Source organism: Pelagibius sp., assembly GCF_965249265.1.
Taxonomy (GTDB): domain Bacteria; phylum Pseudomonadota; class Alphaproteobacteria; order Kiloniellales; family Kiloniellaceae; genus Pelagibius.
The window spans coordinates 681,838-706,756 of record NZ_OZ252224.1; the positions used below are offsets into that span (position 1 = coordinate 681,838).

19 protein-coding genes and 1 pseudogene are annotated in these 24,919 nt (G+C 64.9%); 10 read left to right on the forward strand and 10 right to left on the reverse strand.

Annotated elements, in window-relative coordinates; genetic code table 11:
• The first annotated feature begins 39 nt into the window (after positions 1-39).
• Complete coding sequence (locus ACP146_RS03385; RefSeq protein WP_422365361.1) at positions 40-792, forward strand: hypothetical protein; 753 nt, start codon at positions 40-42, stop codon at positions 790-792.
• Between the two features lie 300 nt (positions 793-1,092).
• Here ACP146_RS03385 and ACP146_RS03390 read toward each other — a convergent pair whose 3' ends face one another.
• Both ACP146_RS03390 and ACP146_RS03395 read right to left on the reverse strand, forming a co-directional pair.
• Positions 1,093-2,106: a S1C family serine protease gene (locus tag ACP146_RS03390; RefSeq protein WP_422365362.1), complete on the reverse strand. Its 1,014-nt coding sequence runs from the start codon at positions 2,104-2,106 to the stop codon at positions 1,093-1,095.
• A 129-nt stretch (positions 2,107-2,235) separates the two neighbouring features.
• Positions 2,236-3,375, reverse strand: coding sequence for a succinylglutamate desuccinylase/aspartoacylase family protein (locus ACP146_RS03395; RefSeq protein ID WP_422365363.1), 1,140 nt, complete (start codon positions 3,373-3,375; stop codon positions 2,236-2,238).
• 175 nt (positions 3,376-3,550) lie between these two features.
• Here ACP146_RS03395 and ACP146_RS03400 point away from each other — a divergent pair, with 175 nt between their 5' ends.
• Both ACP146_RS03400 and ACP146_RS03405 read left to right on the forward strand, forming a co-directional pair.
• Positions 3,551-5,839: an ATP-dependent helicase gene (locus tag ACP146_RS03400; RefSeq protein WP_422365364.1), complete on the forward strand. Its 2,289-nt coding sequence runs from the start codon at positions 3,551-3,553 to the stop codon at positions 5,837-5,839.
• Between the two features lie 25 nt (positions 5,840-5,864).
• Positions 5,865-6,734 carry a 50S ribosomal protein L11 methyltransferase gene (locus tag ACP146_RS03405; RefSeq protein ID WP_422365365.1) on the forward strand — a complete coding sequence of 290 codons (870 nt, stop codon included), beginning with the start codon at positions 5,865-5,867 and terminating at the stop codon, positions 6,732-6,734.
• 131 nt (positions 6,735-6,865) lie between these two features.
• Here ACP146_RS03405 and ACP146_RS03410 read toward each other — a convergent pair whose 3' ends face one another.
• Positions 6,866-7,516 (reverse strand): DUF1127 domain-containing protein, encoded by a 651-nt coding sequence (locus ACP146_RS03410; protein WP_422365366.1) that lies wholly within the window; start codon positions 7,514-7,516, stop codon positions 6,866-6,868.
• 206 nt (positions 7,517-7,722) lie between these two features.
• Here ACP146_RS03410 and ACP146_RS03415 point away from each other — a divergent pair, with 206 nt between their 5' ends.
• The gene (locus tag ACP146_RS03415) at positions 7,723-9,585 is read left to right on the forward strand and encodes an aminopeptidase P family protein (protein ID WP_422365367.1); all 1,863 of its coding nucleotides are present in this window, start codon (positions 7,723-7,725) and stop codon (positions 9,583-9,585) included.
• A gap of 100 nt (positions 9,586-9,685) precedes the next feature.
• Here the strand turns inward: ACP146_RS03415 and ACP146_RS03420 are convergent, their stop codons facing one another.
• The gene (locus ACP146_RS03420) at positions 9,686-9,952 is read right to left on the reverse strand and encodes a hypothetical protein (protein WP_422365368.1); all 267 of its coding nucleotides are present in this window, start codon (positions 9,950-9,952) and stop codon (positions 9,686-9,688) included.
• Positions 9,953-10,456: 504 nt separating this feature from the next.
• On the opposite strand from ACP146_RS03420, the gene ACP146_RS03425 reads away from it, so the two are divergent.
• Complete coding sequence (locus tag ACP146_RS03425) at positions 10,457-10,915, forward strand: (2Fe-2S)-binding protein (protein WP_422365369.1); 459 nt, start codon at positions 10,457-10,459, stop codon at positions 10,913-10,915.
• A 4-nt stretch (positions 10,916-10,919) separates the two neighbouring features.
• Entirely contained in the window at positions 10,920-13,154 is a 2,235-nt protein-coding gene (locus ACP146_RS03430; protein WP_422365370.1) for a molybdopterin cofactor-binding domain-containing protein, read from the forward strand.
• Positions 13,155-13,247: 93 nt separating this feature from the next.
• On the opposite strand, the gene ACP146_RS03435 is transcribed toward ACP146_RS03430, so the two are convergent.
• Entirely contained in the window at positions 13,248-13,787 is a 540-nt protein-coding gene (locus tag ACP146_RS03435) for a hypothetical protein (RefSeq protein WP_422365371.1), read from the reverse strand.
• Between the two features lie 203 nt (positions 13,788-13,990).
• Between ACP146_RS03435 and ACP146_RS03440 the strand changes: the two genes are divergently transcribed.
• The 4 genes from ACP146_RS03440 to ACP146_RS03455 all read left to right on the forward strand — a co-directional run bounded on the left by ACP146_RS03440 (position 13,991) and on the right by ACP146_RS03455 (position 16,645).
• The gene (locus ACP146_RS03440; RefSeq protein ID WP_422365372.1) at positions 13,991-14,749 is read left to right on the forward strand and encodes an SDR family NAD(P)-dependent oxidoreductase; all 759 of its coding nucleotides are present in this window, start codon (positions 13,991-13,993) and stop codon (positions 14,747-14,749) included.
• Positions 14,750-14,815: 66 nt separating this feature from the next.
• Positions 14,816-15,445: a VOC family protein gene (locus ACP146_RS03445; RefSeq protein WP_422365373.1), complete on the forward strand. Its 630-nt coding sequence runs from the start codon at positions 14,816-14,818 to the stop codon at positions 15,443-15,445.
• A gap of 119 nt (positions 15,446-15,564) precedes the next feature.
• Positions 15,565-16,161, forward strand: coding sequence for an SRPBCC family protein (locus ACP146_RS03450; RefSeq protein ID WP_422365374.1), 597 nt, complete (start codon positions 15,565-15,567; stop codon positions 16,159-16,161).
• Positions 16,162-16,315: 154 nt separating this feature from the next.
• The gene (locus tag ACP146_RS03455) at positions 16,316-16,645 is read left to right on the forward strand and encodes a putative quinol monooxygenase (protein WP_422365375.1); all 330 of its coding nucleotides are present in this window, start codon (positions 16,316-16,318) and stop codon (positions 16,643-16,645) included.
• Between the two features lie 29 nt (positions 16,646-16,674).
• Here ACP146_RS03455 and ligA read toward each other — a convergent pair whose 3' ends face one another.
• The 5 genes and pseudogenes from ligA to ftsZ all read right to left on the reverse strand — a co-directional run bounded on the left by ligA (position 16,675) and on the right by ftsZ (position 24,887).
• Positions 16,675-18,801 (reverse strand): NAD-dependent DNA ligase LigA, encoded by a 2,127-nt coding sequence (gene ligA / locus ACP146_RS03460; RefSeq protein WP_422365376.1) that lies wholly within the window; start codon positions 18,799-18,801, stop codon positions 16,675-16,677.
• A gap of 15 nt (positions 18,802-18,816) precedes the next feature.
• On the reverse strand, positions 18,817-20,487 hold the full coding sequence (recN, locus tag ACP146_RS03465) for a DNA repair protein RecN (RefSeq protein WP_422365377.1): 1,671 nt from the start codon (positions 20,485-20,487) through the stop codon (positions 18,817-18,819).
• A 65-nt stretch (positions 20,488-20,552) separates the two neighbouring features.
• Positions 20,553-21,380: an outer membrane protein assembly factor BamD gene (locus ACP146_RS03470; RefSeq protein WP_422365378.1), complete on the reverse strand. Its 828-nt coding sequence runs from the start codon at positions 21,378-21,380 to the stop codon at positions 20,553-20,555.
• Between the two features lie 273 nt (positions 21,381-21,653).
• Positions 21,654-22,573, reverse strand: a pseudogene (lpxC, locus tag ACP146_RS03475) (UDP-3-O-acyl-N-acetylglucosamine deacetylase).
• A 385-nt stretch (positions 22,574-22,958) separates the two neighbouring features.
• Positions 22,959-24,887: a cell division protein FtsZ gene (ftsZ, locus tag ACP146_RS03480; protein WP_422365379.1), complete on the reverse strand. Its 1,929-nt coding sequence runs from the start codon at positions 24,885-24,887 to the stop codon at positions 22,959-22,961.
• Positions 24,888-24,919 lie beyond the last annotated feature (32 nt).

Genomic DNA, 24,919 nt, shown 5'->3' on the forward strand with positions numbered 1-24,919 from the left:
TTATGCTCCTGCGCTTCTTTAGAAGCATAGGAGCAAAAAATGATCACCAAAGAGACCTTTCTGGGATGCTGTTTCGTCTCCACCATCGTGGAATTGGTGGCTTCGCGCGGTGTTGCCTTGGAAGTTGGCTCGGATTTCTCGGTTTTCGAGAAAGCCTTGAAAACGCAGCCGGAGCGTAACGTTCTTGCGCCGAAGTTCGATCCGCGGACAAACGATCTTGGTGAAGGAACGGCATTCTGGATTCTTGGCAGGGATCCTTACGGTGAAGTCGTCCATACCCAGGCCGTGCAGATGATCGACTTGGAAGGTTCGACCTTGGCATCGTATCTGGAAAAGCGATTCTGCGATTTCGTGCCGGCGGGCCATCGGATCGATGCGGAGCGATCCCGCTATTGTCCGGCACCGGGTTCGCGCGCCATTGCGGGCAGGGTTTGCTATCACGGTGAACTCTGGCTCAAGGGAGGCCCCGGCGGGTACCGGGGCGCGGGGATGACAGCCGTGCTGGCCCGCTTGGCGATGGTGCTGGCTCTCATGAGGTGGTCGCCGGACTATGTTTTTGGCTTCATGTTCCCGCTCGCCGCCTGTCGCGGGCTGGCGGCCCGCGAAGGTTACATGCACACCGAACCAGGCAGCATCTACTGGGCGGTGCCGCAGCGTGCGGAAGCCTTGGAAGAATGGGCTGTCTGGATGAGTCGGGAGGATATCCGCCACATTCTGCAGATCCCGCCGGACAACCTTTTTGCACTGCTGGAAGAAGGCCGGCTGCAAGCCAGAAGCGACAAGGCGGCCTGACCGCAAGAAGCCTGGGACCACTGGGGGTAACCGGATATCAGTCCGGTTTCTTCCCCCGGGATCTCCGGATGGCGGAAGCGATCTGCGGGGAGGGGCCGCTAAGGCGAAGCGGTCCCACTTGTTTCAGGCGCGGTACTTTGGTGCGCCCAGACAGCACTAGGCTCTAGATCGGATCATGTTTTGACGGAACCACTTTGTGGCTGCGCCAAAACATGTGAATCCGATCGCCATCAAAGAGTTAGAGTAGACTCACCGGGTTGGATGGATCGCTAACGCGATTCCATCAAACCCGGATCTGCTCTAGTAGGTCGGATTAAGCTTCAGATAGTCGTAGCGGTCGCCCGACTTCACCGAGACTTCGCGAAAGCCGTTGGCGCCCTTCAGCAAGGTCAGAGGTACCTCGATGCCGGCGTCGCCCAGCGCCCAGATCTTGCGATAGAACTCCGACAGGCTGGCGACCGGCTCGCCGCCGACGGCAACGACAATGTCGCCTTCCTGGATACCGGCGGAAGCGGCGGGCCCATCGGGGGATACGCGGTTGATGAAGACGTGGCCGCGCAGTTCCTGGGTGAAGAGGCCCAGCCAAGGCTTTGCCGGCCCGGCGGAGCGGCCCTGGCTTTTCAGGTCGGCGATGATCGGTTTCAGCAGGGAAATCGGCACGAACATGTTGCCGGGGAAGGTCTCGCCGGGCCCGCGCGCGTCGCCGACGATCAGGGAACCGATGCCGAGCAGGCGGCCGTCGGAGCCGATCAGGGCGGCGCCGCCGAAGCTGCGATAGGGTGGGGCGGTGAAGATCGCATTGGGCAGCAGGTATTCCCAATAGCCGGCAAACTCCCGCCTTGAGACGACCACGGCGCCGCTCGGCCCGTCCGGTCCGGCTACCAGCACCTGGGTTTCGGCCGGCAGGGTGTCGGAGTCGCCAAGCTCGATGGGGGCCACGTTCAAGGGCGTTGCCGGGCGCAGCAGGCCGAAGCCGGTGTCGTAGTCGTAGGCGACGATCTCCGCCGGCACCGTCTTGCCGTCCTGCAACTGAACCTCGGCCTGAACCGCTTCGAGGATCAGGTAGCCGATGGTGAGAACCAGGCCGTCGGCGCCGATAACAACCCCGCCGCCTTCACGTTCTGTGCCCAGGGTACCGGCGGTCCGCGCCGAAGGCGGCACCTCCGCCCTTACGCCGACGACCGCGCCCAGGGGATTACCCTGGGCAGTTGCCTCCTTTACCGGCAGCGCAATGACCGTAAGCAAACAAAGGAGACCAACCGTCAAGGCGGTGAGGGAGCGAGCCCTCACGGAATTCCGCATGCCTTCGATCATGCCACATTCCTTTCTCTTGCCGCGTTTCCCTTGTTTCACCAAGAGTAGCATTTTTTAGAAGCTAGCGCGCCGGTTGGTGTTGTCCAGCCGGGCCTGCCGACGCTTCTTCTCCTAGATAAGGCTCCGGTCCTAGTCCTCCAAGAGGTAGCCGTCCTGGCGGTGCGGCAGGGGCGTTTTGCCCACGACCTTGGCAATGGCCAGGCCCGGGCGCACGTAGCGGTGCAGACGGCGGGAAAGGACGATGCCGCTGGCCTGGCTGACAACCGCTGTGCGGGCCTTGTCCGGCTCCGCCGCGGGATCGACGATCCAGGCGAGGGTATCGCCGGCCTCGACCCGGTCGCCGAGCTGTACCGCATAGGCGAGAACCCCGCCGCAGGGCGCGCGTACCGAATCCGTCGCATCCAGACTGGTTGCTTCGCAGAGCGGTCTCGGCGGTGGCGGCGGATCGCCGGCGATCACGCCGAAGCGCTGGAGCGAGTGAAACAGCGCCTGGGCATCGCCCGATGCCAGCTTGTCGTTGACGTCTGAGGTGCCGCGCAGCTCGACCGTGGCCGCAAGACAGGCCGCCGGGATGGGATGCTGGGGGTAGCGTGCCGCCAGGCGGGTCCAGGGCGTCGAGAAGGTTTCGTCAAAGGAGTTGCCGCCGGAATCGTCGGCCAGCAGGACCGCGTGGCAGCCGAGGTCGGCGGCAAAGTCCGCCGCCTGGGGCCAGTGTGCGGGGATCAGGAAGAGATGCATCAAGGCTTCGTCATCGCAGTGCAGGTCCCAAACCAGATCCGCATCCACCGCCATGCCGGCGAGTGCCAGCCGCAGGGCATGCATTTCACTGGCCGGTTCCTGCGCCGCCAGATGGGCGACCAGGGCCTGACGAATCGCCGCGACGTTTGCGGCTTCGTCGTCGCCCAGCTTGTCGGCCAGCCTCTCGGCGATGGGCGTGAAGAGGTCCGGCCAGTTGCGGTTGAAGTTGCCGGCCCCGCCGGCTTCATAGCGGCCCAGGTGAATGCCGTTGCCGAACTGGGAAAGCCCGATCGGGTTGGCATAGGGCACCAGGATGATCTCGCCTTGAATGTCACCGCGGTCCTCCGCCGCCGCCAGCAGCCGGTGGAGATGATGCTGGACCAGCAGGCCCGGAGTCTCGTCGGCATGGAGGGAGGCCTGCAGATAGGCCTTGGGCCGCGCGCCGGGCGATCCGAAGCGGTGCACTGTCAGTTGCCGGCTGGTTCCGGGGGTGGCTGTCAGAAGGGGCAGGGTTTCGGTCCGCCGGGACATAAAGGGATTCCTTTTAAAGCTACGGCTTTTGGGCATGAAAGGCGGCGCGCGCCTGAGGGTCAAGGCTGTGCTGCCAAGGGGGGCTGCCAGGGGGCTGTCAGTTTGTCGGCAGTTTATCCCCAGTAGAAAGGCTTCCGGGCGTGAGCCCCGGGCTGGCTTGCGCTATAAATGGGCTATGTCAGATCTTTCCGCGGCCGCGACTCCGGCCCATGCCTATCCCTATCTCGATGCCCTGAACGAGGGCCAGCGCACGGCTGTCGAGGCGCTGGACGGCCCGGTGCTGGTGCTGGCCGGCGCCGGTACCGGCAAGACCCGCGTGCTCACCACCCGCCTGGGCCACCTGCTGATGACCGGGCGGGCGCGCTCGCCGGGTGAGTTGCTCGCCGTCACCTTCACCAACAAGGCGGCGCGGGAGATGAAGGACCGCGTGGCGGCCCTGCTGGATCGGCCCTCGGTGGAGGGCTGGTGGCTGGGCACCTTCCATGCCATCGCCGTGCGCATTCTGCGGCGTAATCCGGAGGCCGTGGGCCTGCGCAGCAACTTCACCATTCTCGACACCGACGATCAGATCCGTCTGGTGAAACAGATCCTGCAGTCGGAGCATGTCGATGAGAAAAAATGGCCGGCCCGGGCGCTGCTGTCGATTTTCGAGCGCTGGAAGGACCGCGGCCTGACGCCGGAGAAAGTCTCGGCGGGGGAGGCCGGCGACTTCGCCCGCGGCCGTGCGGTGGAACTCTATACGGCTTATCAGGAGCGCTTGCGGACTCTGAATGCCTGCGACTTCGGCGATCTGCTGCTGCACAACCTGACGCTCTTCCAGAACGAGCCCGAGGTCCTGGCCGACTACCACCGGCGCTTCCGCTATATCCTGGTGGACGAGTATCAGGACACCAACGTGGCGCAGTATCTCTGGCTGCGCCTACTGGCCCAGGGCCACAAGAACATCTGCTGCGTCGGCGATGACGACCAGTCGATCTACGGCTGGCGCGGCGCGGAGGTCGGCAACATTCTGCGTTTCGAGGAGGATTTCCCCGGCGCCAAGGTGATCCGGCTGGAGCGCAACTACCGCTCCACCGGCCGTATCCTGGCGGCTGCCTCCGGCCTTATTTCCCACAACGAAGGACGCCTCGGAAAAACGCTTTGGACCGAGGACGGCGAGGGCGAGAAGCTGCGCCTGCGCGGCCTCTGGGACGGCGAGGCCGAAGCCCGTTTCGTCGGCGAAGAGATCGAAGCGATGCAAGCGCGGGAGAAGGATCTCGATCTCAAGCAGATCGCCATATTGGTGCGCACCGGCGCCCAGACCCGCGAGTTCGAAGAACGCTTCATCACCCTCGGCCTGCCCTATCGGGTTGTCGGCGGGCCGCGTTTTTACGAGCGCATGGAGATCCGCGATGCCCTTGCCTATCTGCGGGTGATCCATTCGCCGGACGACGATCTTGCTTTCGAGCGGATCATGAACAAGCCCAAGCGCGGCCTGGGCAACGCCACCCTGCAACTGCTCTACCAGACCGCCCGCGCCGGCAACGTGCCCCTGACCCTGGCGGTGCGCCGTCTTGTCGAGACCGACGAACTGCGCCCCGCCGCGCGCCGCGCCCTGGGCAACCTGCTGCGCGACTTTGACCGCTGGCGCGATATGGTCGAGACCACGCCGCATCCCGAACTGGCCGAGATCGTGCTGGAGGAATCCGGCTACATCGAGATGTGGATGAACGACAAGTCGCTGGAAGCGCCGGGGCGGCTGGAAAACCTCAAGGAGTTCGTGAACGCCCTCGGCGAGTTCGAAAATCTCGCGGGTTTTCTCGAGCACGTCTCCCTGGTGATGGAGGCCTTGTCCCAGGAAGGCCAGGACGTGGTCACCATCATGACCCTCCATGCCGCCAAGGGTTTGGAGTTCGATACGGTCTTCCTGCCGGGCTGGGAGGAGGGGCTGTTCCCCAACCAGCGGGCCCTGGACGAGACCGGCCGGCGCGGCCTGGAAGAGGAGCGGCGACTGGCTTACGTCGGCCTGACGCGGGCACGCAAGCAGGTCATCATCTCCTTCGCCGCCAACCGGCGCATGCACGGCTCCTGGGCCGCGGCGATCCCCTCGCGCTTTGTCGACGAGTTGCCGCCGGAGCATGTCGCGCAGGAAAGCGATCATGGGGTCTACGGGGCGGCGGCTTCGGCTTTTGGCAACATGGGTGGCGGCATGAGCGAGTGGAGCGAAGCGCGGGTCAGCCCCGGCCTCGCCCGCGCCAAGGCGCGCCGCGAAAAGGAGTCCGCGCCCTTCATCGACGTCACCCCGACGCGGATCGAGACCATCGCCAGCGGCGCCTTTCAGCGCGGCGACCGGGTGTTTCATCAGAAGTTCGGCTACGGCTCCATTGCCTCGGTCGAGGGGGAACGCCTCAACATCCGCTTCGACAAGGCCGGCGACAAAAAGGTCATCGCCAGCTTCGTCGTCCCCGCCGATCAGGCCGGCTGAACAGTTCTTTCCTGGAGAAGCAGCTTTGACGGCAACCTATTGCCTCACCCTGGCCCTGCCGGAACCTGCGCTCGCGGCTTTCGAAGCGGTCTTCGAACCCCTGGGCGGTGCGCTGGTTACCGGCGGCAAGGATGCCGATGGGTTGATACCCTGGCAGCTCTATCTCGGCGAGGCACCGGAGGAGGCGGAGCTGGACCGCCTGCTGGCGCTGGCTGCCGAGGTTGCCGGGATCGAAACGCTGCGGCACGACCTGGAGCGCTTGCCTGAAGTCGACTGGGTGGCCGAGAGTCAGCGTTCCCTGCCGGCCATAACGGCGGGCCGTTTTCGCATCCGCGGTTCCCATATCGCGGAGCCGGCGCCCTGGAGCGCCATCGATCTGCTGATCGATGCCAATGCTGCCTTCGGCACGGGAAGGCATGAGACGACGCGGGGCTGTCTCCTGGCGATGCAGGACCTCGCCAAGCGCCGCGCCGTGACGGAGGTTCTGGATATGGGCTGTGGCTCCGGGGTTCTGGCCATGGCCGCGGCCCGGCTCTGGCCCTGCCGGGTGCTGGGGGTCGACAACGATGCCCCCTCCCTGGCGGTGACCCGTGAGAACCTCCGCAACAACGGGGTCGGCGACCGGGTGAAAGTCATGTTGAGCGATGGTTTTCGCCGCGCGGAAATCGCCGCCCAGGGCCCCTATGACCTGATCCTGGCGAACATCCTGGCCGAGCCGCTGTGCGGCATGGCGCGGGATCTGCGCCGCCATCTGGCGCCCGGCGGCACGGTCGTTCTTTCAGGCCTGCTGGTGAGCCAGGAGCGTTCGGTAATCGCCCGCTACCGCAGCGCCGGCCTGCCGCTCAGCCGGCGTTATCGTCTGGAGGATTGGTCGACCCTGGTGCTGGGCGGGTAGGATTTCTCGGTCCCGGCCTGCATCCTCAAAAAGCAAATGGCGGCGCCCACCGAGCCAAAGCCCGATAGAACGCCGCCATTTTTCGCCTTCCTGGCGAGTATTGCTTAGGGTCGCCCCGCAGCAGTCGCCAATCAGGCGGCCGAGGGATGCCCCAGGTTTTCGTTTGCGGCATAAGGCCGCTGGAACGCCGTCCGTCCGATGGTCGCGGGACGCAGGGCCTCATGGGAAGCCACAGGCGGTACGTCCACGGCCGCAGAGGCAGCCACCTCGGTGGCGGCCGCACGGGTGCTCGGCTGACCGTTGGTCAGGTCTGCGGCCACCCTGCGGATATCGGCACGCTCAAGGCCGATATCCTGCAGCATCCGGTCGCTGATGGCCGAAAGTGCGCGGATGGTCTTGCGGCGGCGGTATTCAAGGACCGTCCGCTCGGCCAGAACATGCCAAACCGAGCGGTGCGAGGCCTGCGGTGCAGTCGCCTGCGCTGCTGTCGCGACAAGCTGGCTGCGGTTGAGGCCGATATCGGCCAGCATGCCGTCGCTCAGGCGCGAGAGCTCATTCAGCGTCCGGCGGCGTTGCATGGCACGCCCGAGGGCGGAGAAAAGGGCGGTCAGCCCCGACCAGCGGGCCACGGCAGCAAAACCGCGGTTGAGATGATCGGCGACGAACTGGGCCCTCAGGCGGCGGGCGGTTTGAACGGCATTCAAAACGTCAACTGATTGAGGGTCCCACCGCACGCCGGCGCCGCTTCGAGCGGCATCGTGAAGATCGTTTAGGCGGGTCATTGTTTTCACTCCAGATTAACCAAAAACGCTTCTAAGGCCTTGCCAAGCGGCTCAGAAGCAATGACTTTTCATTGATAGAGATACGCGCTGAACGGCGAGATCGAAGCCGGTTTTTTTGCACTGCAGCATTGCATCGGCTGCATAAGCCGAAATGGAATAACCGGTCGCCCAGGCCGGTAAACTGGGACCGGGAAGGATAAGCATCGATGAGCAGCCCAAATTCCCTGCATACCTCAGGCACAGAGCATGTTGCGGCCGGGGCCGGAGCGGTGGCGCCGCATGCTGAACGGCTGGCGGCCCTGCGCGCGGCCCTCGCCGAGCGGGGGGTTGAAGGCTTCCTTGTTCCCCGGGCCGATGAGCATCAGGGGGAGTATGTGCCGGCCTCCGCCCAGCGTCTCGAATGGCTGACCGGCTTCAGCGGCTCGGCGGGTATGGCCGCTGTGCTGCCGGCTACGGCGGCGGTTTTCATCGACGGGCGCTATACGCTCCAGGTCCGCAACGAGGTCGATACGGATCTCTTCACCCCGCGCCACCTGAGCGAGGAACCGCTGTCGGACTGGCTGGCCGAGACGATGGAGTCAGGACAGCGCCTGGGCTACGACCCCTGGCTTCACACCGAGGACCAGGTGCGCCGCCTGGAGAAAACCCTGGCCGGTTTTGGCGGGGAACTGGTTGCCCTGGCTGACAATCCCCTGGATGCCGTCTGGCGCGATCGGCCGGCTGCACCCCAGGCAATCATCGAAGCCCACGACCTGCGCTACGCCGGCCAGGAAAGCGCCGAGAAGCGCGAGACCCTGGGCCGGGGATTGCAAAAAGACGGCGTGGCCGCGGCAGTGATCACCCTGCCGGACTCCATCGCCTGGCTGCTGAATGTGCGGGGCGGTGATGTCGAACGCTCGCCCCTGCCGCTGTCCTTTGCGGTGCTCCATGCAGACGGCGGTGTCGAGTGGTTTGTCGAGGCGGCAAAGCTGAGCGACGGCCTCAGCCGCCATCTCGGCAACGCGGTTTCCATCGAACAGCCGGGGCGTCTGGGTGATGCCCTCGACCGTCTCGGCCGGCAGGGTGTCAAGGTCCAGGCCGACCCGGCAACGGCGGCCCGTTGGGTCTTCGAGCGTCTGCGCGCCGCCGGGGCCGAGATCGTGCCGGGGGCAGACCCCTGCCAGTTGCCCAAGGCTTGCAAGAACGCGGTGGAGTTGGCCGGCACCCGCGCGGCCCACGGCCGCGACGGGGCCGCCCTGTCACGCTTTCTGCATTGGCTTGACCAACAGATGGCGCAGGGCGCTGTCGTGACCGAGCTGGCAGCGGCAGACCGCCTGCAGGATTTCCGTGCGGCGACGGGGGAACTGCGGGATCTTTCCTTCGATACCATCGCCGGCTCCGGCCCCAACGGGGCCATCGTGCATTACCGGGTGAGCGAGGAAAGCGACAGGACGCTTGAGCCCGGTGGGCTGTTTCTCTGCGATTCGGGCGGGCAGTATCCGGACGGCACCACTGACGTCACCCGTACCGTTGCCCTTGGCGAACCGAGCCAGGAGATGCGCCAGCGTTTCACCTTGGTTCTGAAGGGGCACATTGCCCTCGGCGCGGCGCGCTTTCCGCCCGGTACCTCCGGCAGTCAGCTCGACAGCCTGGCGCGCTATGCACTTTGGCAAAAGGGTCTCGACTACGACCACGGCACCGGCCACGGCGTGGGCAGCTACCTGAATGTTCACGAAGGTCCGCAGCGCATTTCCAAGCTGCCGAATTCGGTGGCACTGCGCCCGGGCATGATCGTTTCCAACGAGCCCGGCTACTACAAGACCGGTGCCTACGGCATCAGGATCGAGAATCTGGTTGCCGTTACCGAGTCGCCCCGCCAGGCAGGCGAGGAACGGGAGATGCTGGCCTTTGAGACCCTGACCCTGGCGCCCATCGACCGGCGTCTGGTCGATCCGCAACTCCTGACGGCCGAGGAGGCCGACTGGCTGGATCGCTATCATGCACGGGTCAGGGCGGAGATCGGGCCGCAACTGGAAGGGGAGTCCAAGGCCTGGCTGGAAGCGGCGACAGCGCCGCTTCAAAAAGGCTGAGCTCCAGAGCAGATCCGGATCTGCTCCAACTGTTTAATGGCGATCGGATTCACATGTTTTGTCGCAACCACGAAGCGGTTCCGTCAAAACATGATCCGATCTAGAGCTCCTCGCCGGCGGTCTCGAACAGGGCTTTCATATAGGAATGCTGAATGTCCTGGATGTGGCGGGCGATGTCGGCCAGATCCTGGCCGATCCGCTCGGCCATCTGCAGATCTTCGCTGATATAGAGGTCGGTGGGCTCGGCCCAGCGCTGGGTCATATGGATCAGCGCGCGGTAGGCGGCTTTTTCGTGCGCGTGATCCCCCCGGCCCAGTTCCTGAACCTGTTCGAGAATGAATTCGAGACTGTTATCGGCCGTCAGCATAGTTCTGCCTGCTCCCACGTTTCGTGAGGAGAAACTACGCGCTCCCGGTAAATAGACTGTTTAGGTTTCTGGAAAAATGTCGCCAATCCAGCGGGTTTCGGCGCAATGCCGATTTTTTTGAAAAAAACGCGATCCGGATGATCCGATCCGGATCCCGGGGCGTAAGAGCAAATACACCCATTTGATTGCTGTGACTTTAGCCCCGCCAAACTCTGGCGGGGCTTCTTTTTTGTGCCCTGAAGCCGTGTTGTCCGATGCCGCCCTGATTGATCAATCTGCCGCAGATTCGCTTTTTGCGCGGATTCTGGCGATTTGGAGTGCGAAATCCCAGAAAGCTTCACATCGGCCTGCCTTGCCCGGCGGATCAACGTTCCTAGATAGTAAACTATCAAGTCTACTACCGGGGGTTCAGGGCCCCCTTCGAAGCCGGCAGATCGACAAACACGTCCGGCAATCATCGGCGCTCAGGCAAGCGCCTCAACTCTCAGATCTGGAGCCGCAGGAATGGTGAAACTGCTGATCAATGGGGAGGAGCGCCAACTGGACGCTGCTCCCGATACCCCTTTGCTATGGGCTATTCGCGACGAGCTGGGCATGACCGGGACCAAGTTCGGTTGCGGCATGGCGCTTTGCGGCGCCTGCACGGTGCATGTCGACGGCATACCGACCCGGTCCTGTGTGACCGCAGTCGAGGACGTCGAAGGAAGCGCGGTGACGACGATTGAGGCTGTGTCCGGGAAAGCGGCAGAAGCCGTTCAGACCGCCTGGGAAAAGCTCGACGTGGTGCAGTGCGGTTACTGCCAGTCGGGACAGGTGATGTCGGCGGTGGCGCTGCTGAGCGAGAACAGCAAGCCCACGGATGAGGACATCGACGCGGCGATGAGCGGCAACGTGTGCCGCTGCGCCACCTATGTGCGCATCCGTGCCGCTATCCATGAAGCCGCCAAGATGATGGAGACCTGACATCATGCTCGCAGGACTCAAAGACAAGACAATGGTCGCAGCGGAGTCTCCGGCGGAAACCCCGCGCACCAACCGCCGTCAGTTTCTGAAGGCCAGCGCCGCCGTCGGCGCGGGCCTGGTGATCGGCGTGGTGTTGCCGCAGGCCGGTAGCAAGATCGCCAGGGCAGCCGCCCCCACGGGCGCTGCGGCGCCGGTAAATCCCAACGCCTTTGTGCGCATTGCGCCGGACAACAGTGTGACGGTGCTGATCAAGCACATCGAATTCGGCCAGGGCACCTATACCGGCCTCTCGACCCTGGTCGCCGAGGAACTGGATGCCGATTGGTCGCAGATGCGCGCCGAACATGCGCCGGCCGATGCCACGCTTTACAACAACCTTCACTGGGGCTCGGTTCAGGGCACCGGCGGCAGTTCCAGCATCGCGAATGCCTACACGCAGATGCGCCAGGCCGGCGCGGGCGCCCGCGCCCTGCTGGTCATGGCGGCCGCCGATCTCTGGGGCGTTCCGGCGGGCGAGATCACGGTCTCCAAGGGCATTGTTTCTCATGCCGGCTCAAACCGCAGCGCGCCCTTCGGTGAGTTGGCGGAACGGGCCGCGCAGATGGAGGCCCCGGCGGAGGTCGCTTTGAAGGACCCCGCCGACTTTATCTTGATCGGTAAAGACGTTCCCCGGCTGGATTCCCGCGCCAAGACCCGCGGCGAGGCGATCTATACGATCGATAAGACCCTGCCGGGCATGCTGACGGCAGTGATGGCCCGGCCGCCGGTTTTCGGCGCGACCCTGACGTCTTTCGACGACACGGCGGCAAGAGCCGTGCCCGGGGTGACAGACGTAGTTGCGGTGCCCCAGGGCGTCGCGGTTCTGGCTGAAGGCTATTGGGCCGCCAAGAACGGCCGGGATGCGCTGGAGATCGTCTGGGACGAAACCACCGGCGAGACCCGCGGCTCTGCGGAGATCATGGCCGAGTACAAGGCCCTTGCCGACCAGCCGGGCGATACGGCGCGCAATGACGGCGCTGTGGAAGAGGCGCTGGCGTCTGCCGACAAGGTTCTGGAAGCCGACTATGAGTTTCCCTTCCTCGCCCATGCGCCGATGGAGCCGCTCGATTGTGTCGTCCAGCTCGGCCCGGATTCCTGCGATGTCTGGACCGGATCGCAGATCCAAACGGTTGATCACGGCGCAGCCACGGCGATCAGCGGCTTGAAGCCGGAGCAGGTGCGCGTTCACACGCTCTTGGCCGGCGGCAGTTTCGGTCGCCGGGCGACGCCCAACGCCGACATGGTTTCCGAAGCGGTCAGCGTCGCCAAGGCGATCGATGGGCGCGCGCCTGTGAAGGTGATCTGGACCCGGGAGGACGACATTCAGGGCGGCAAGTACCGGCCGATGTATTTTCAGCGGCTGCGCGCCGGACTGGATGCCGAGGGCAATCTCGTCGCCTGGCATCATCGCATCGTTGGCCAGTCGATCGTCCGCAACACGCCCTTTGCCGGTGCCCTGATCCAGAACGGCATCGACAAGACCTCGGTGGAGGGGGCCGACAACCTGCCCTATGCGATCCCCAACATGGCGGTCGACCTGCACACCACGGATGTGAACGTGCCGGTGCTGTGGTGGCGTGCGGTGGGCAGCACCCACACCGCCTATTCGACCGAGGCCTTCATCGACGAACTGGCCGAGGCTGCCGGGCGTGATCCGGTGGAGTTCCGCATGGCCATGCTGAAGGACCATCCGCGTCATGCGGCGGTGCTGAAACTGGCGACGGAAAAGGCCGGCTGGGGCGGTCCGCTGCCCGAGGGCCGTTCGCGCGGCGTTGCCGTCCATGAATCCTTCAACTCCTATGTCGCCCAGGTGGCCGAGATTTCGATCACCGACAGCGGGGAGATCAAGGTCGAGAAGGTGGTCTGCGCCGTCGACTGCGGCCTGGCGGTGAATCCCGATGTGGTGAAGGCGCAGATGGAGGGCGGCATCGGCTACGGGCTGGGCGCCATCCTGCATGACGCCATCACCCTGGATGGCGGACGCGTGGAGCAGTCGAACTTCCACGACTACGTTCCGCTGCGCATCAACGAGATGCCGGAGGTGGAGGTGCACATCGTGCCTTCGGCCGAGGCGCCCACCGGTGTCGGCGAACCCGGCACGCCGCCGGTCGGCCCGGCGGTCGCCAACGCGGTCTATGCTGCAACCGGCCGGCGTATCCGTCAGTTGCCCATGGCATTGCATGGCCTGACCGGCGCCTGATCCAGGCACAGTAGAACAGCAAACCCCTCTCCGGCATCCAGCCGGGGAGGGGTTTTTCTTTGGCCCACTGCTGGCAGCAGACGCTGATTGCATTCAAGAAATGCAGTTCGAAACCGGCAGCACCGCCACCGCGTTGCGGTCGAACTGCGCCTGGATCGGCGGGAGCGCGGCGCCGTCGAAGGCAATAGCGACTGCCGCGCCCTTGATTTCCGATCCGGCGACCTGGGTCTGGCCCAGCGGGCTGAGTGTCAGGGTGTCGTCGACGTCGATGGTAAAGGCGACCCCTTCGCGCGGCAGAAGATCGCGCAGGATCAAGGCGATCGAGCGGCCACCATCCTGCACCGATGGCAGGTCGCGCAGAAGGGCCGCGCCCTGTACGACCTCCAAGGGCTGATAGACCTGGACCCCCGGGCCCTCAGCCGCCGTATCGAAGATCAGACCACCGGCAGAGGCGGTCAGATCCAGGGTCAGGGTCATCGGGCCCAGCGGGCAGCCGCCGGTGTTGCGGATTTCGAAGCGGTCTTTTGGCGCCCCTTCCTGAAAGAGTACCCGCACCTCCGCCCGGGCGGAGGTGGTAGCGATGGCGAAACCGGCAGCCGCCAGCATTGTCAGAAAGACCGAGGCTTTGACCACCGAACCTGCCCTCCCTTGTTGGCCTGAATGCCGACGGTACGATGACACCAACTGCGCGATTCACCAAGCGTGCGATCGCGCTGGCCATGCAACGCCCGCCGGCGCAGCCTGCCTTCCGGTTGCAGCGGCGGCAGCGCCTTTCTCCTATACCTTTCTCCGGTTATTGTGCATGGCCGCGCTTTGTTTCAGAACAGGATCGACCGATGACCGATAGCTTCGCCCGTTACCCCAGCCTTGCCGGAAAGACCGTCTTTGTGACCGGCGGCGCTTCGGGCATCGGCGCGGAGATCGTCAGCGCCTTTGCCGCCCAGGGGTCGCGGGTCGGCTTCATCGACCTGGACCAGAAGGGGTCGGCTGCCTTGACCGGGAAGCTCGGCGGCGAGGTGGCTTTTGAGATCTGCGACCTGCGCGACATCGATGCCCTGCGGGCCGCCTTTGGCAGGCTGAAGGCCAAGCTGGGGCCGGCGAATGTGTTGGTGAACAACGCCGCGCGCGACGACCGCCATGACTGGCGTGAAACCACGGCCGAATACTTCGACGACCGCATCGCCACCAACCTGCGCCACCAGTTCTTCGCCATCCAGGCGGTGGCGCCGGACATGATCGATGCCGGCGGCGGGTCCATCATCAACATGGGCTCCAATTCCTGGTGGGAGGCCGGGGGCGGTTTCCCGGCCTATGCCACCGCGAAGTCGGCAGTGCACGGTCTGACCCGCACCATGGCCCGCGATCTGGGCGACCACCGCATCCGTGTGAACACGGTGGTGCCCGGCTGGATCATGACCGAGCGCCAGAAGGACCTCTGGGTGACGCCGGAGGCCATCGAAAAACACCGCGACCGCCAATGCCTGCCCGATCTGATTGAGCCGGTCTACGTCGCCCGCATGGTGGTCTTCCTCGCTTCAGACGATGCCGCCATGTGTACCGCCAACAACTACATGGTGGAAGCAGGCTCGATCTGACGTCCGAACAGCCGTTTCTTTCGACGCCGTCATCAAAGTCATCGCTGATCCGACCGGGGAGATTCCATGCCGCCCAGGCTTGCTTTCGATCACATCGCCGTTTCCGCAGCGAGCCTGGAGGCGGGCGTTGCCCATGTCCGCGCGTGTCTTGGTGTCGAGGTGCCGCCGGGTGGGGCGCATCCGAAGATGGGCACCCACAATCATCTGATGCGCCTGGGCGAGAACGAGTTCCTGGAGATCATTGCCGTCGATCCCGCAGCAGCGGCGCCGAAGCACCCGCGGTGGTTTGCCTTGGACCGCAACCGCACAGCGCCGCCGCGGCTCGCCACCTGGGTGCTGCGCACAAATGACATCGATGCCGCGCTGGCGGCGGCGCAGCCGAGCCTCGGTCCGGCGACCGAGTTGACTCGGGGGAACCTGCACTGGCGAATCTCCGTGCCCGATGACGGCGCCATGCCCTTCGAGGGCGCACACCCGACCTTTCTGGAGTGGCCGCCGGGCCCGCTGCCCGGCGCCGCGATGCCTGACCTCGGTTGTCGTCTCGTGGGGATTAGCGTCCACCACCCCAATGCCGGTGAGATCGCCGAGCGTCTCGCCCCGTTCTTCGCCGACGACCGGGTCACCTTTGTGCCAGATGACGAGATCCGCCTCACTGCCGAATTCGAGACGCCAAACGGTCCTCGCCGTCTGAGCTGAGATTGAGGGCCTGCGAACGACCAGGCGCAATCATCAACCGGCTGCTTCAGGAAGACTTGTCCAGGCGAAAAGCGACGCAATATTAGTTGGTGCCGCGACGATGAGGAAGGAGTGGCACAATGGTCCCGGAAAGTTCGGAAAACCCGGAAAACCCGGAAAGCGCAGAAGGCTCGGCTGGTTGGGCGACGCAGGCACGCCAGCGTGTCACGGAGAATCCAAAGCTTGAGGTCATGGCACGGAAGTCATTTGTCCTGGACTACCCCGTGGAGGACGTCTGGCAGGTGATCGACGATCCGCTGCACTGGCAGGCGGACGCCTTCCACAATGAGATTGTCGACATGCACGACGCCGGCGGTGTCGGCACCTACTTCGAGATGCTGCACACCAACCACCCGATCATACCCTGGCCTATGCCCGATCAGCGTTTCGTCGGTGTGGTCATGGACTGGGAACCGCTCAGACGCCAATCCGTTGCGGAATTGAACATCGACAGCAGCGCCGGCTCGAAGCGCACGCCGGACCACAAGCAACTGATCGAGTTGGAGCCGATGGGCCCCGCGCGCACGCAGCTCACCTACACGGTCGCCACCATCCGGATGGAAGGCATCAGCGAGGTGACGCGGTTCTTCTTCCGCCCCTGGGCGCGGTTTCAGTTGCGCCGCGCGATCGGCAAGAAGCTCTCCCATATACGCAAGGACCTTGGCCGGTCCATCTGACCAGCATGCGCGCTCCGCTGAGATAAACCGAAGCCAGTCGGCCCCATTCCTTCCGTGGGCGGATTCCATACTTCGTCCATAAGCGAAGCGAAACTCGTCGTTTGATTGAGTTGCCCGAGCTAAACTGCCGGCTCAGGACTATGGAGAGATATCCGTGCGGGAAAGCAGCTTCACACCAAGTGATCTGAATGACGGTTTCGTTGTCGCCATCAATATCGAATCGGAAGAAGGCGAGGGAGAGGCCGTTGCCGCGATCCTGGAGGGTTTGATTGCGCCGACAATGGCCGAACCTGGGGTCAAACTCTTTCTGCCATATCGTTCGCCGACGAACCCTTTGCAGTTCTTTCTGTTTGAGCTCTACAGAAATGAGCAAGCTTGGGCAGATCACCAGGAGACAGATCATTTCAAGAAAGCCATCAAAGAACTGCTGCCGCGCTCCGCCAAACGCGAGCGGGTTCCCTTCGTGCCTTATACGTCCTTGTAGAAAATACACCAGCGCTAACCGAGCGGATTTCACCCGATCAGGTTCTGCCATTCCTCTTCGCTGAGCATGGTAAGGCCGAGCGCTTCGGCCTTTTTGGCTTTGGATCCGGCGTCGGCGCCGATCACGACGTAGTCGGTCTTCTTGGAGACCGAGCCCGCAACCTTGGCGCCGAGGGACTCGGCCTTCGCCTTGGCCTCGCTGCGGGTCATGGTCTGAAGGCTGCCCGTGAAGACGACGGTTTTGCCGGCGACCGGGGAGTCGCTGGTGGCCGGTGCCGCCACCGCCTCGATAGTGAGTTCGCCTGCAAGGTCGTTGAGAACCGCCAGATTGTGATCTTCGCCGAAGAAACCGACCAGATCGTCGGCCATGGACATGCCGATGCCCTCGATGTTGCAAAGCTCGGCATAGGTCTCGCCGACTTCCTCGGGCTTGCGCGCTTCCGCTGCGGCGGCGCGTTCCTTCTCTGCGGCGATCATAGCGGTGCGCAGCCCGGCGAAGTCGCCATAGCTGCGGGCGAGGAGCTTGGCCGTCGCCTCGCCGATCTGGCGGATGCCGAGAGCATAGACGAAGCGGTCGAGGCCGATGCGGCGCCTGTCCTCGATGGCCTGTAGCAGGTTGGCAACGGACTGCTCGGCCCAGCGCTCACGCTCCAGGATCGCTTCGCGGTGGTCCCTGAGGCGGAAGATGTCGGCTGGGGCCTTGATCAGTCCGGCATCCCAGAATTCCTGGATGTTCTCCACGCCCAGTCCTTCGATGTCGAAGGCGTTGCGGCTGACGAAGTGCATTAGCTGTCGTACTTGCTGGTGCGGACACTCCAGGCCGCCGCTGCAGCGCGCCACAACCTCGCCCTTGGGCCGCACCACCGGGGTTGCCAGCGGGCAGGGGCAGGTGGTCGGAAAGACATAGGGCTTGCTGTTCTTGGGCCGCTTGGCGAGCACCGCAGAGACCACCTGGGGGATGACATCACCGGCACGCTGGATGATCACGTGATCGCCTTCGCGCACGTCCTTGCGGGCGATTTCGTCCTCGTTGTGCAGCGTGGCCCGGGCGACGACCACGCCGCCGACGGAGATCGGCTCCAGGTTGGCGACCGGGGTGAGGGCGCCGGTACGCCCGACCTGGATGGTGATGGCATTCAGTTTGGTTTCGGCGCGCTCGGCAGGAAACTTGTGGGCGATGGCCCAGCGCGGCGCCCGGCTGACGAAGCCCAGGCGTTCCTGCAGGTCGAGGCGGTTCACCTTGTAGACGACGCCGTCGATTTCAAAGGGCAGCTCGGCCCGCTCGGCCATGATCTTTTCGTAGTAAGCCAACAGGTCGTCGCGCCCGCTGCAGAGGGCGGAAGGCTCGTTGAGGGAAAAGCCCCAGCTTTGCAGCCGGTCGCGGGCTTCCGTTACGGTTGCGCCCAAGGGGGCGGATACCTGGCCCCAGGCATAGCCGAAGAAATGCAGGGGCCGTTCAGCGGTGATCTTGGGGTCGAGCTGGCGCAGGGAACCGGCGGCGGCATTGCGGGGGTTGGCAAAAACCTTCGCGCCGGCCTCTTCCTGGCGCTTGTTCAAGGCGGCGAAGTCGTGGCGCGACATGTAAACCTCGCCACGCACCTCCAGCACTTCGGGCCAGCCTTTGCCTTTCAGCTTTTGCGGCAGGTCGGCGATGGTGCGCACGTTGGCGGTGATCTCCTCGCCCGTGGTGCCGTCACCGCGGGTCGCGCCCTGAACCAGCTCGCCGTCCTCGTAGCGCAGGGCGCAGGAGAGGCCGTCGATCTTCGGCTCCGCCATCACCTCCAGGGCTTCGCCGTCATCGAGGCCCAGGAAACGTCTGATCCGGGCCAGAAACTCTTCGACATCTTCCGGTGCAAAGGCGTTGCCCAGCGACAGCATGGGAATGCTGTGCTGGACCTTGCCGAAACCGGCCGCCGGTGCGGCGCCGACCTTCAGGCTGGGGCTGTCGGCGCGCTGCAGCTCGGGGAAGCGGGCCTCGATGGCCTCGTTACGTTGCCGCAAGGCGTCGTAGTCGGCGTCGCTGATCATCGGCGCATCCTGCTCGTGATAGAGCCGGTCGTGCTGAGCGATGAGGGCGGCGAGGCGGGCCAGTTCGGCGGCAGCCTCATCGGCGGAGAGGTTTTCGACGGCCTTGGCGGCGCGGGCGGCTTTGCTCATGGGGTCGCTTTGATCCTAGGCCGTGCCGATCAGGCGGTCGGCGGCGGCGCGGGCTTCATCGGTGATTTCGGCGCCGGAGAGCATGCGGGCGATCTCCTCGCGCCGGTCGCCTTCGCCCAGGTGATTAACGCGGGTGGCGATCTGCTTGCCGGCGGGCTCCTTGTGAACCTGCCAGTGCTGGGCGCCGCGGGCGGCGACCTGGGGGCTGTGGGTGACGACCAGGACCTGGCGGTCGCCGGCGAGACGCTCCAGCCGTTCGCCGACGGCATGGGCGGTCGCCCCGCCGACGCCGCTGTCGACCTCGTCAAAGACAAGGCTGCGCTCCGGATTGATGCTGGCCAGCACCACCTTCAAGGCCAGGAGAAAACGCGCCAGCTCGCCGCCTGAGGCGATCTTGCCCAGGGGCCCGGGCGCCGAGCCGGGGTTGGTGGCGACCTCAAAGGCGATGCGGTCGAGGCCCCGGGCCGACCAGTCGGCTTCCTCCAGCCGTTCGATGCGGCTGCGAAAGACGGCGCGCTCCAGCTTCAGCGGCGGCAGTTCGGCGGCCACGGCCTTGTCGAGCTTTCTTGCGGTCTTTTGCCGTGCCGCCGACAGCGCCTCGCCGGCTGCCAGATAATCGCGCCGCGCCTTGGCGGCCTGTTCCGCCAGAGCGGTGAGTTCGGCCTCGCCGCCGTCGATGGCGCCCAGGCGGGCCGCCAGGTCGTCGCGCAGCCCGGCCAGTTCGTCCGGCGCGCAGTGATGCTTGCGGGCCATGTCCTGCAGCGCGAAGTAACGGTCCTCTACCGCCTCCAGGCTATCGGCCTCAAGTTCTACGTCGCTGGCGAAGGCGTTCAACTGGGCCTGTGCCTCTTCGCATTCCAGTAAAGCGCGCTCCACCGCCTCAGTCGCCGGGTTCAAGGCGTCGCCGGCGGTTTCGGCGATGCGGGCGAGGGCGCGCTGACTGCGGGCCAGAGCCGCTGCGGCGCCACGCTCCTCGTCGCTCAGCTCCTGGCCGGCGGCGTTGATGCCTTCGATCAGTTTTTCACGGTGCATCAGCCGGTTGCGCTTCTCGGTCAGGGCCGCTTCTTCGCCCGGCTGCGGGTCGAGGTTGTCGAGCTCCTCCACCGCGTGACGCAGAAAGGCTTCGTCGCGCTGCGCCTCTTCCAGGCGTTTTGCCGCCGCCTCGCGGGCCGTCAGGGTGGCGCGCCAGTCCTGCCAGAGCGCGGCGACCTTCGCCGCCTTGTTCCCCGCTTTGCCATAGGCATCCAGCAGGCTTCGGTGGGTGGCGGGATCCATCAGCCCGCGCTGGTCGAACTGGCCCTGAATCTCCATCAGGCTGTCGGCGAGGCGGCGTAGCAGGCCGGCGGAGGCGGGCTGGTCGTTCACATAGGCGCGGCTGCGCCCGTCGGCGGCCAGCACCCGGCGCAGGATCAGGAAGGAGTCCTCGGCGTCCATGTCCTGCTCGCGCAGGATCGCCCAGGCCGGATGACCGGAGGCGACATCGAAACCGGCGGTGACGCTGGCCTGCTCGGCGCCCGGGCGCAGCAGGCGGGCATCGCCGCGATTGCCGAGGGCAAAGCCGAGGGAGTCGAGCAGGATCGACTTGCCCGCGCCGGTTTCGCCGGTCAGGACACCCAGGCCCCGGTCGAACTTAAGGTCCAGTTTTTCGATGAGGACGATGTTGCGGATCGACAGGCTGACCAGCATTCAGGCGTTCCGGAGCGCAGCCGGCTCCCCTCTCAGCCGTTCGATCTCCCGGGACGCCCGGAGCCTCAGAAGATGCTGGAGATCCAGGACTCCTCGCTTTCCTCCGGGCTCAGGTTTTCGCCGGTCAGCAGGGCGTAACTGTCGATGTACCAATCGCTGCCCGGAAAGTTGTGGCCCAGTACCGCCGCCGTCGCCTTTGCTTCTTCGAGAACGCCGATGGCCATATAGGATTCCACCAGGCGGTGCAGCGCTTCGGGGACATGCGTGGTGGTCTGATAGCGCGTGATCACCGTGCGAAAGCGGTTGATCGCCGCCAGGTATTCGCTGCGGTCCTGATAGAAGCGCCCGATCGTCATGTGCTTGCCGGCCAGATGATCCAGCGCCAGGTCGATTTTCAGCTCCGCATCGCGGGTATACTTGCTGTCCGGGAAGCGGCGGGCCAGTTCCTCCAGGGCGTTCAGCGCCTCTGTCGTCATCTTCTGGTCCCGGCCGACGTCGGAAATCTGTTCGTAGTAGGAAATGGCCTTCAGATAGTAGGCATAGCTGACATCGGGGCTGCCCGGGTGCAGCTCGATGAAACGGTCGAGGGCGTTGATCGCCTCGTCGTAGCGGTTCTCCTGATAGAAGGCGTAGGCGGCCATGAGCTGTGCCTTCGAGGCCCACTCGGAGTAAGGGTGCTGGCGCTCCACCTCGTCGAAGAGACGCGCGGCCTCCTCGTATTCTCCGATCTGCAGGGCATCAAGGGCGCCGTTATAGAGCTCCTCGACCGGGCGTTCGACATAAACCGGCGCTTCGTCCGAGCTGCAGGCGGCTGCCGCAAAGGCGATCAGAAAGACGGCGGCAAGACGGCCCAGCGGGTGAAAGGCTCGGGCACTGCTTTTTTCTGCGATCATGGCTCTCTGCGCGTCCTGCGCGCACCCCGAAGAAATCGACTTCGTCCCAAGCGATCCGGTCCGGCCGGACCATCTTCGGACATCAGCCAGACTATAGGTCCAAGAGCCGGTCGTCTCAAGCGGCCTCATGTTCGCGAGGCGGTGCAATTACGGGCCGAATTGAGGCCGGGGACCACCCCGGGAACGAAGACCGGCCCGGTATCAACGATACCGGGCCGGTCCCTGGCCCCTAGAGGCCCCTCTCCAAAAGGTTTTGTGCCGGTCAGGCCTTTATCAGGCTCGGGCGGCGACCGCCCGTTCCGGCTGAATCTGGGCTGCAACCGCAGCGTTGCCGAGCGTCAGATCGGTCCATTCCCAGGCGTCCGCATCGGCGAAGAGCGCGTTCAACAGGCGCAGGGTCAGGGCGTGGCCCGCCCGATCGCCCTGGAAGTGCCCGATGATCGGTCCGCCGGCGAGATAAAGATCGCCGATCGAATCCAGCACCTTGTGGCGCACGAACTCGTTGCTGTAGCGCAGACCCTCTTCGTTCATGATCTCCATGCCGTTGACACGATCGCGTTTTCGAGGGAACCGCCCCTGGCCAGGCCCATGGCGCGCATCTTTTCGACGTCCTGGACCAAGCCGAAGGTCCTGGCCCGCGAAACGTCGCGCTTGAAGGCACTTTCCGTTACCTCGGTGAACCATTCCTGATGCCCGATCAGGGTATCGCCGAAGTCGATCTCGAAGCCGACCGTGTAGCCGGCGCCCGGCGACAGGCTGGCCGTGCGATGCGGCTCAGAAACCGAGGTTTCGCTGAGGATTCGGATGGCCCGTCGCGGGCTGTCCTGAACCGTCACACCGGCGCATTCGATCAGGAAGACAAAGGGCGCGGCGCTGCCGTCCATGATCGGCACTTCCGGGCCGTTCACTTCGATGACCGCGTTGTCGATGCCGCAGCCGCTGAGGGCGGACATCAGATGTTCGATGGTGGCGATCTGATTGCCCCGGCCATCGACCAGGGTGGTGCAGAGCGGCGTCTCGATGGCGTTTTCCCACAGCGCCTGGATCTCGCTGCCGCCGTCCGCATCGGTGCGGCGGAAGACGATCCCGCTGTTCGCTTCCGCCGGGTGCAGGGCCATACTCACCTTGGCACCGGAATGCAGCGCCACGCCCGAGCAGTGGATGGAATTCTTCAACGTCTGCTGGCGGACGATATTTGCTGCCGAAGCGCGATCACTTGCCATATTGGTTATCTCAGTCCTCAGGTTCATCTACCTACTTGATCCCGATCCGCCGCTGTTTCTTCGAACCCGGGCCCGGCAAACGGGCAATTTTCTTTCCGGGCCGCGAGCGGTCAGCTCGGGCAAAGCCACGATTTTTGGCTGATTTCTGCGGTGTTGGGCCCTCTCGACCCGCTTCCGCGACAGCCTTTCCCTTTGTTTGGATTCCCCCAGGAATCGACCTATAGAAAAACAATTAGGGGGACTATAAGAAGTCCCCCTCAAGTGCTCAAATCACTCTTTGTTACAGTATGTTACCGCGTTGCACCTTACTTCGTGCCTTCTTCACGGGCGGTCTCTTGAAGTAATTCGCTCAGTTTCAGTTGGCCTGACGGCGCAGGAAAGCCGGGATATCCAGCAAATCCTCCTCCGCCTGGCTCTGTCCGATCCGCTCCGCCGGGTCGAGACCCGCAAGGTGCGGCTGCGCGGCTTCGGCGCCCGGTGCCGCTTGGGCTGCTGCCGGGATCTCACGCTGTGCCGGGGCCGTGGTGCTGGCCCGGGCCGGCATGGGCCGCGGCTGCGGCATCGGCTGCGGACTGGGCTGAGACACGGCCCCGGTCTCGCTGGCCCGGGTCTCGCTGGCCCGGGCCCCGCTGTCACCGCCCTGGGTGGCCGCCTGCAAGGCCCTGGCCGCGCCGCCGGTGACCTTGGCGAAGAGGCTCTGACCGCTGCGCTTGGGCGCCGCGGCTTCTGCCTTCTGTGCGGGAGCCGGTGCGGGGGTCGGGGTCGGCTGGTCCATCCGCGGATAGCGGGTGGTCTGCCGGGGTTCGGCCGGCTCGGCAACCGCGTTACTGCTGTTCGGAGTCTGTTCCGGAGCCGGATCAGGGGTCCGTACCGCATTGGCGATGGCGGCCTCCGCGAAGGGGTCGGGCTCGGCGTGGATGATCTGTTGATCGTCCGCCGCCGTCCCCGGCATCATCGGCGGCGGGGCGATGAAGCTGTCCGCCTCCGTCCGCGCGTGAACCTCGGCCTTCTCCTCTTCCACGGAAACCCTGGCGGGCAACGCAGAGGGTTCCGGCTCGGGCTGAGCCAGAGCGGTCTGACCCAGGGTCATTGGTGCCGAAGTCATGGGTGCCGTCTGCTCGACAGCGGCCGAACTGCCGCCCGCCTGAGCCGACGGGATGCCGGCAAAGAGGCCCGGATTCGGGTTGCTGACGGCCGCAGAGGCAACCGCCGGGGTCACGCCGCCCGCATCGCCACCGCCGGGCGCGTCCTGAACCGTCGCCGGCTTCTGACCGCCGACCACGCTGAGGGTGATGGGCTTGGGCCGGGTCTGGGCATCGACGTCGATGCCGGTTGCCACGACGGAAACCCGCATGCGCCCTTCCATCGACTGGTCGAAGGTGGAGCCGAAGATGATGTTGGCTTCCGGATCGACCTCGTCGCGGATGCGGTTGGCCGCCTCGTCGACCTCGAAGAGGGTGAGGTCCATGCCGCCGGTGATGTTGATGAGCACGCCGCGGGCGCCCTTCATCGACACATCGTCGAGCAGCGGGTTGGAGATCGCCGCCTCGGCCGCCCCGATGGCCCGGTTCTCGCCCTCGGCTTCGCCGGTGCCCATCATCGCCTTGCCCATCTCGGACATGACCGCGCGGATGTCGGCGAAGTCGAGGTTGATCATGCCCGGGTTGACCATCAGGTCGGTGACCCCGCGCACGCCGGAGTTCAACACATCGTCGGCCATCTTGAAGGCGTCTGCGAAGGTCGTCTTCTCGTTGGCGACGCGGAACAGGTTCTGGTTCGGGATGATGATCAGGGTATCGACGTACTGGGTCAGCTCGTTGATGCCGGATTCTGCGAGGCGCATGCGATGCACGCCCTCGAAGTGGAAAGGCTTGGTCACCACGCCGACCGTCAGGATGCCCGCCTCGCGGGCGGCCCTGGCGATCACCGGGCCGGCCCCGGTGCCGGTGCCACCGCCCATGCCGGCGGTGATAAAGCACATGTGCTGGCCTTCCAGGTCGGTCAAGATCTCATCCAGCGCTTCCTCGGCCGCGGCGCGGCCGATGTCCGGGCGCGAACCGGCGCCCAGGCCCTGGGTGATGTTGCGGCCAAGCTGGATACGCCTTTCGCAGAGCGACTGGCTGAGGGCCTGGGAGTCCGTGTTGCAAATCAGGAACTCGACACCCTCCAGATTGGTCTGGATCATGTTGTTGACGGCATTGCCGCCTGCTCCGCCCACGCCGATCACTGTGATCCGCGGAGACAGGTCTGGTGTGGTCGAAGGTACGTTCAGGTTAAGGGTCATGTCTGCCTCCAGTCGCCCTAGACTTCAGAATA

Coding starts and splice junctions, on each gene's coding strand:
- ACP146_RS03385 (WP_422365361.1), top strand. CDS start 40: ATGATCACCAAAGAGACCTTTCTGGGATGCTGTTTCGTCTCCACCATC.
- ACP146_RS03390 (WP_422365362.1), bottom strand. CDS start 2,106: ATGATCGAAGGCATGCGGAATTCCGTGAGGGCTCGCTCCCTCACCGCC.
- ACP146_RS03395 (WP_422365363.1), bottom strand. CDS start 3,375: ATGTCCCGGCGGACCGAAACCCTGCCCCTTCTGACAGCCACCCCCGGA.
- ACP146_RS03400 (WP_422365364.1), top strand. CDS start 3,551: ATGTCAGATCTTTCCGCGGCCGCGACTCCGGCCCATGCCTATCCCTAT.
- ACP146_RS03410 (WP_422365366.1), bottom strand. CDS start 7,516: ATGACCCGCCTAAACGATCTTCACGATGCCGCTCGAAGCGGCGCCGGC.
- ACP146_RS03415 (WP_422365367.1), top strand. CDS start 7,723: ATGAGCAGCCCAAATTCCCTGCATACCTCAGGCACAGAGCATGTTGCG.
- ACP146_RS03420 (WP_422365368.1), bottom strand. CDS start 9,952: ATGCTGACGGCCGATAACAGTCTCGAATTCATTCTCGAACAGGTTCAG.
- ACP146_RS03425 (WP_422365369.1), top strand. CDS start 10,457: ATGGTGAAACTGCTGATCAATGGGGAGGAGCGCCAACTGGACGCTGCT.
- ACP146_RS03430 (WP_422365370.1), top strand. CDS start 10,920: ATGCTCGCAGGACTCAAAGACAAGACAATGGTCGCAGCGGAGTCTCCG.
- ACP146_RS03440 (WP_422365372.1), top strand. CDS start 13,991: ATGACCGATAGCTTCGCCCGTTACCCCAGCCTTGCCGGAAAGACCGTC.
- ACP146_RS03445 (WP_422365373.1), top strand. CDS start 14,816: ATGCCGCCCAGGCTTGCTTTCGATCACATCGCCGTTTCCGCAGCGAGC.
- ACP146_RS03450 (WP_422365374.1), top strand. CDS start 15,565: ATGGTCCCGGAAAGTTCGGAAAACCCGGAAAACCCGGAAAGCGCAGAA.
- ligA (WP_422365376.1), bottom strand. CDS start 18,801: ATGAGCAAAGCCGCCCGCGCCGCCAAGGCCGTCGAAAACCTCTCCGCC.
- recN (WP_422365377.1), bottom strand. CDS start 20,487: ATGCTGGTCAGCCTGTCGATCCGCAACATCGTCCTCATCGAAAAACTG.
- ACP146_RS03470 (WP_422365378.1), bottom strand. CDS start 21,380: ATGATCGCAGAAAAAAGCAGTGCCCGAGCCTTTCACCCGCTGGGCCGT.
- ftsZ (WP_422365379.1), bottom strand. CDS start 24,887: ATGACCCTTAACCTGAACGTACCTTCGACCACACCAGACCTGTCTCCG.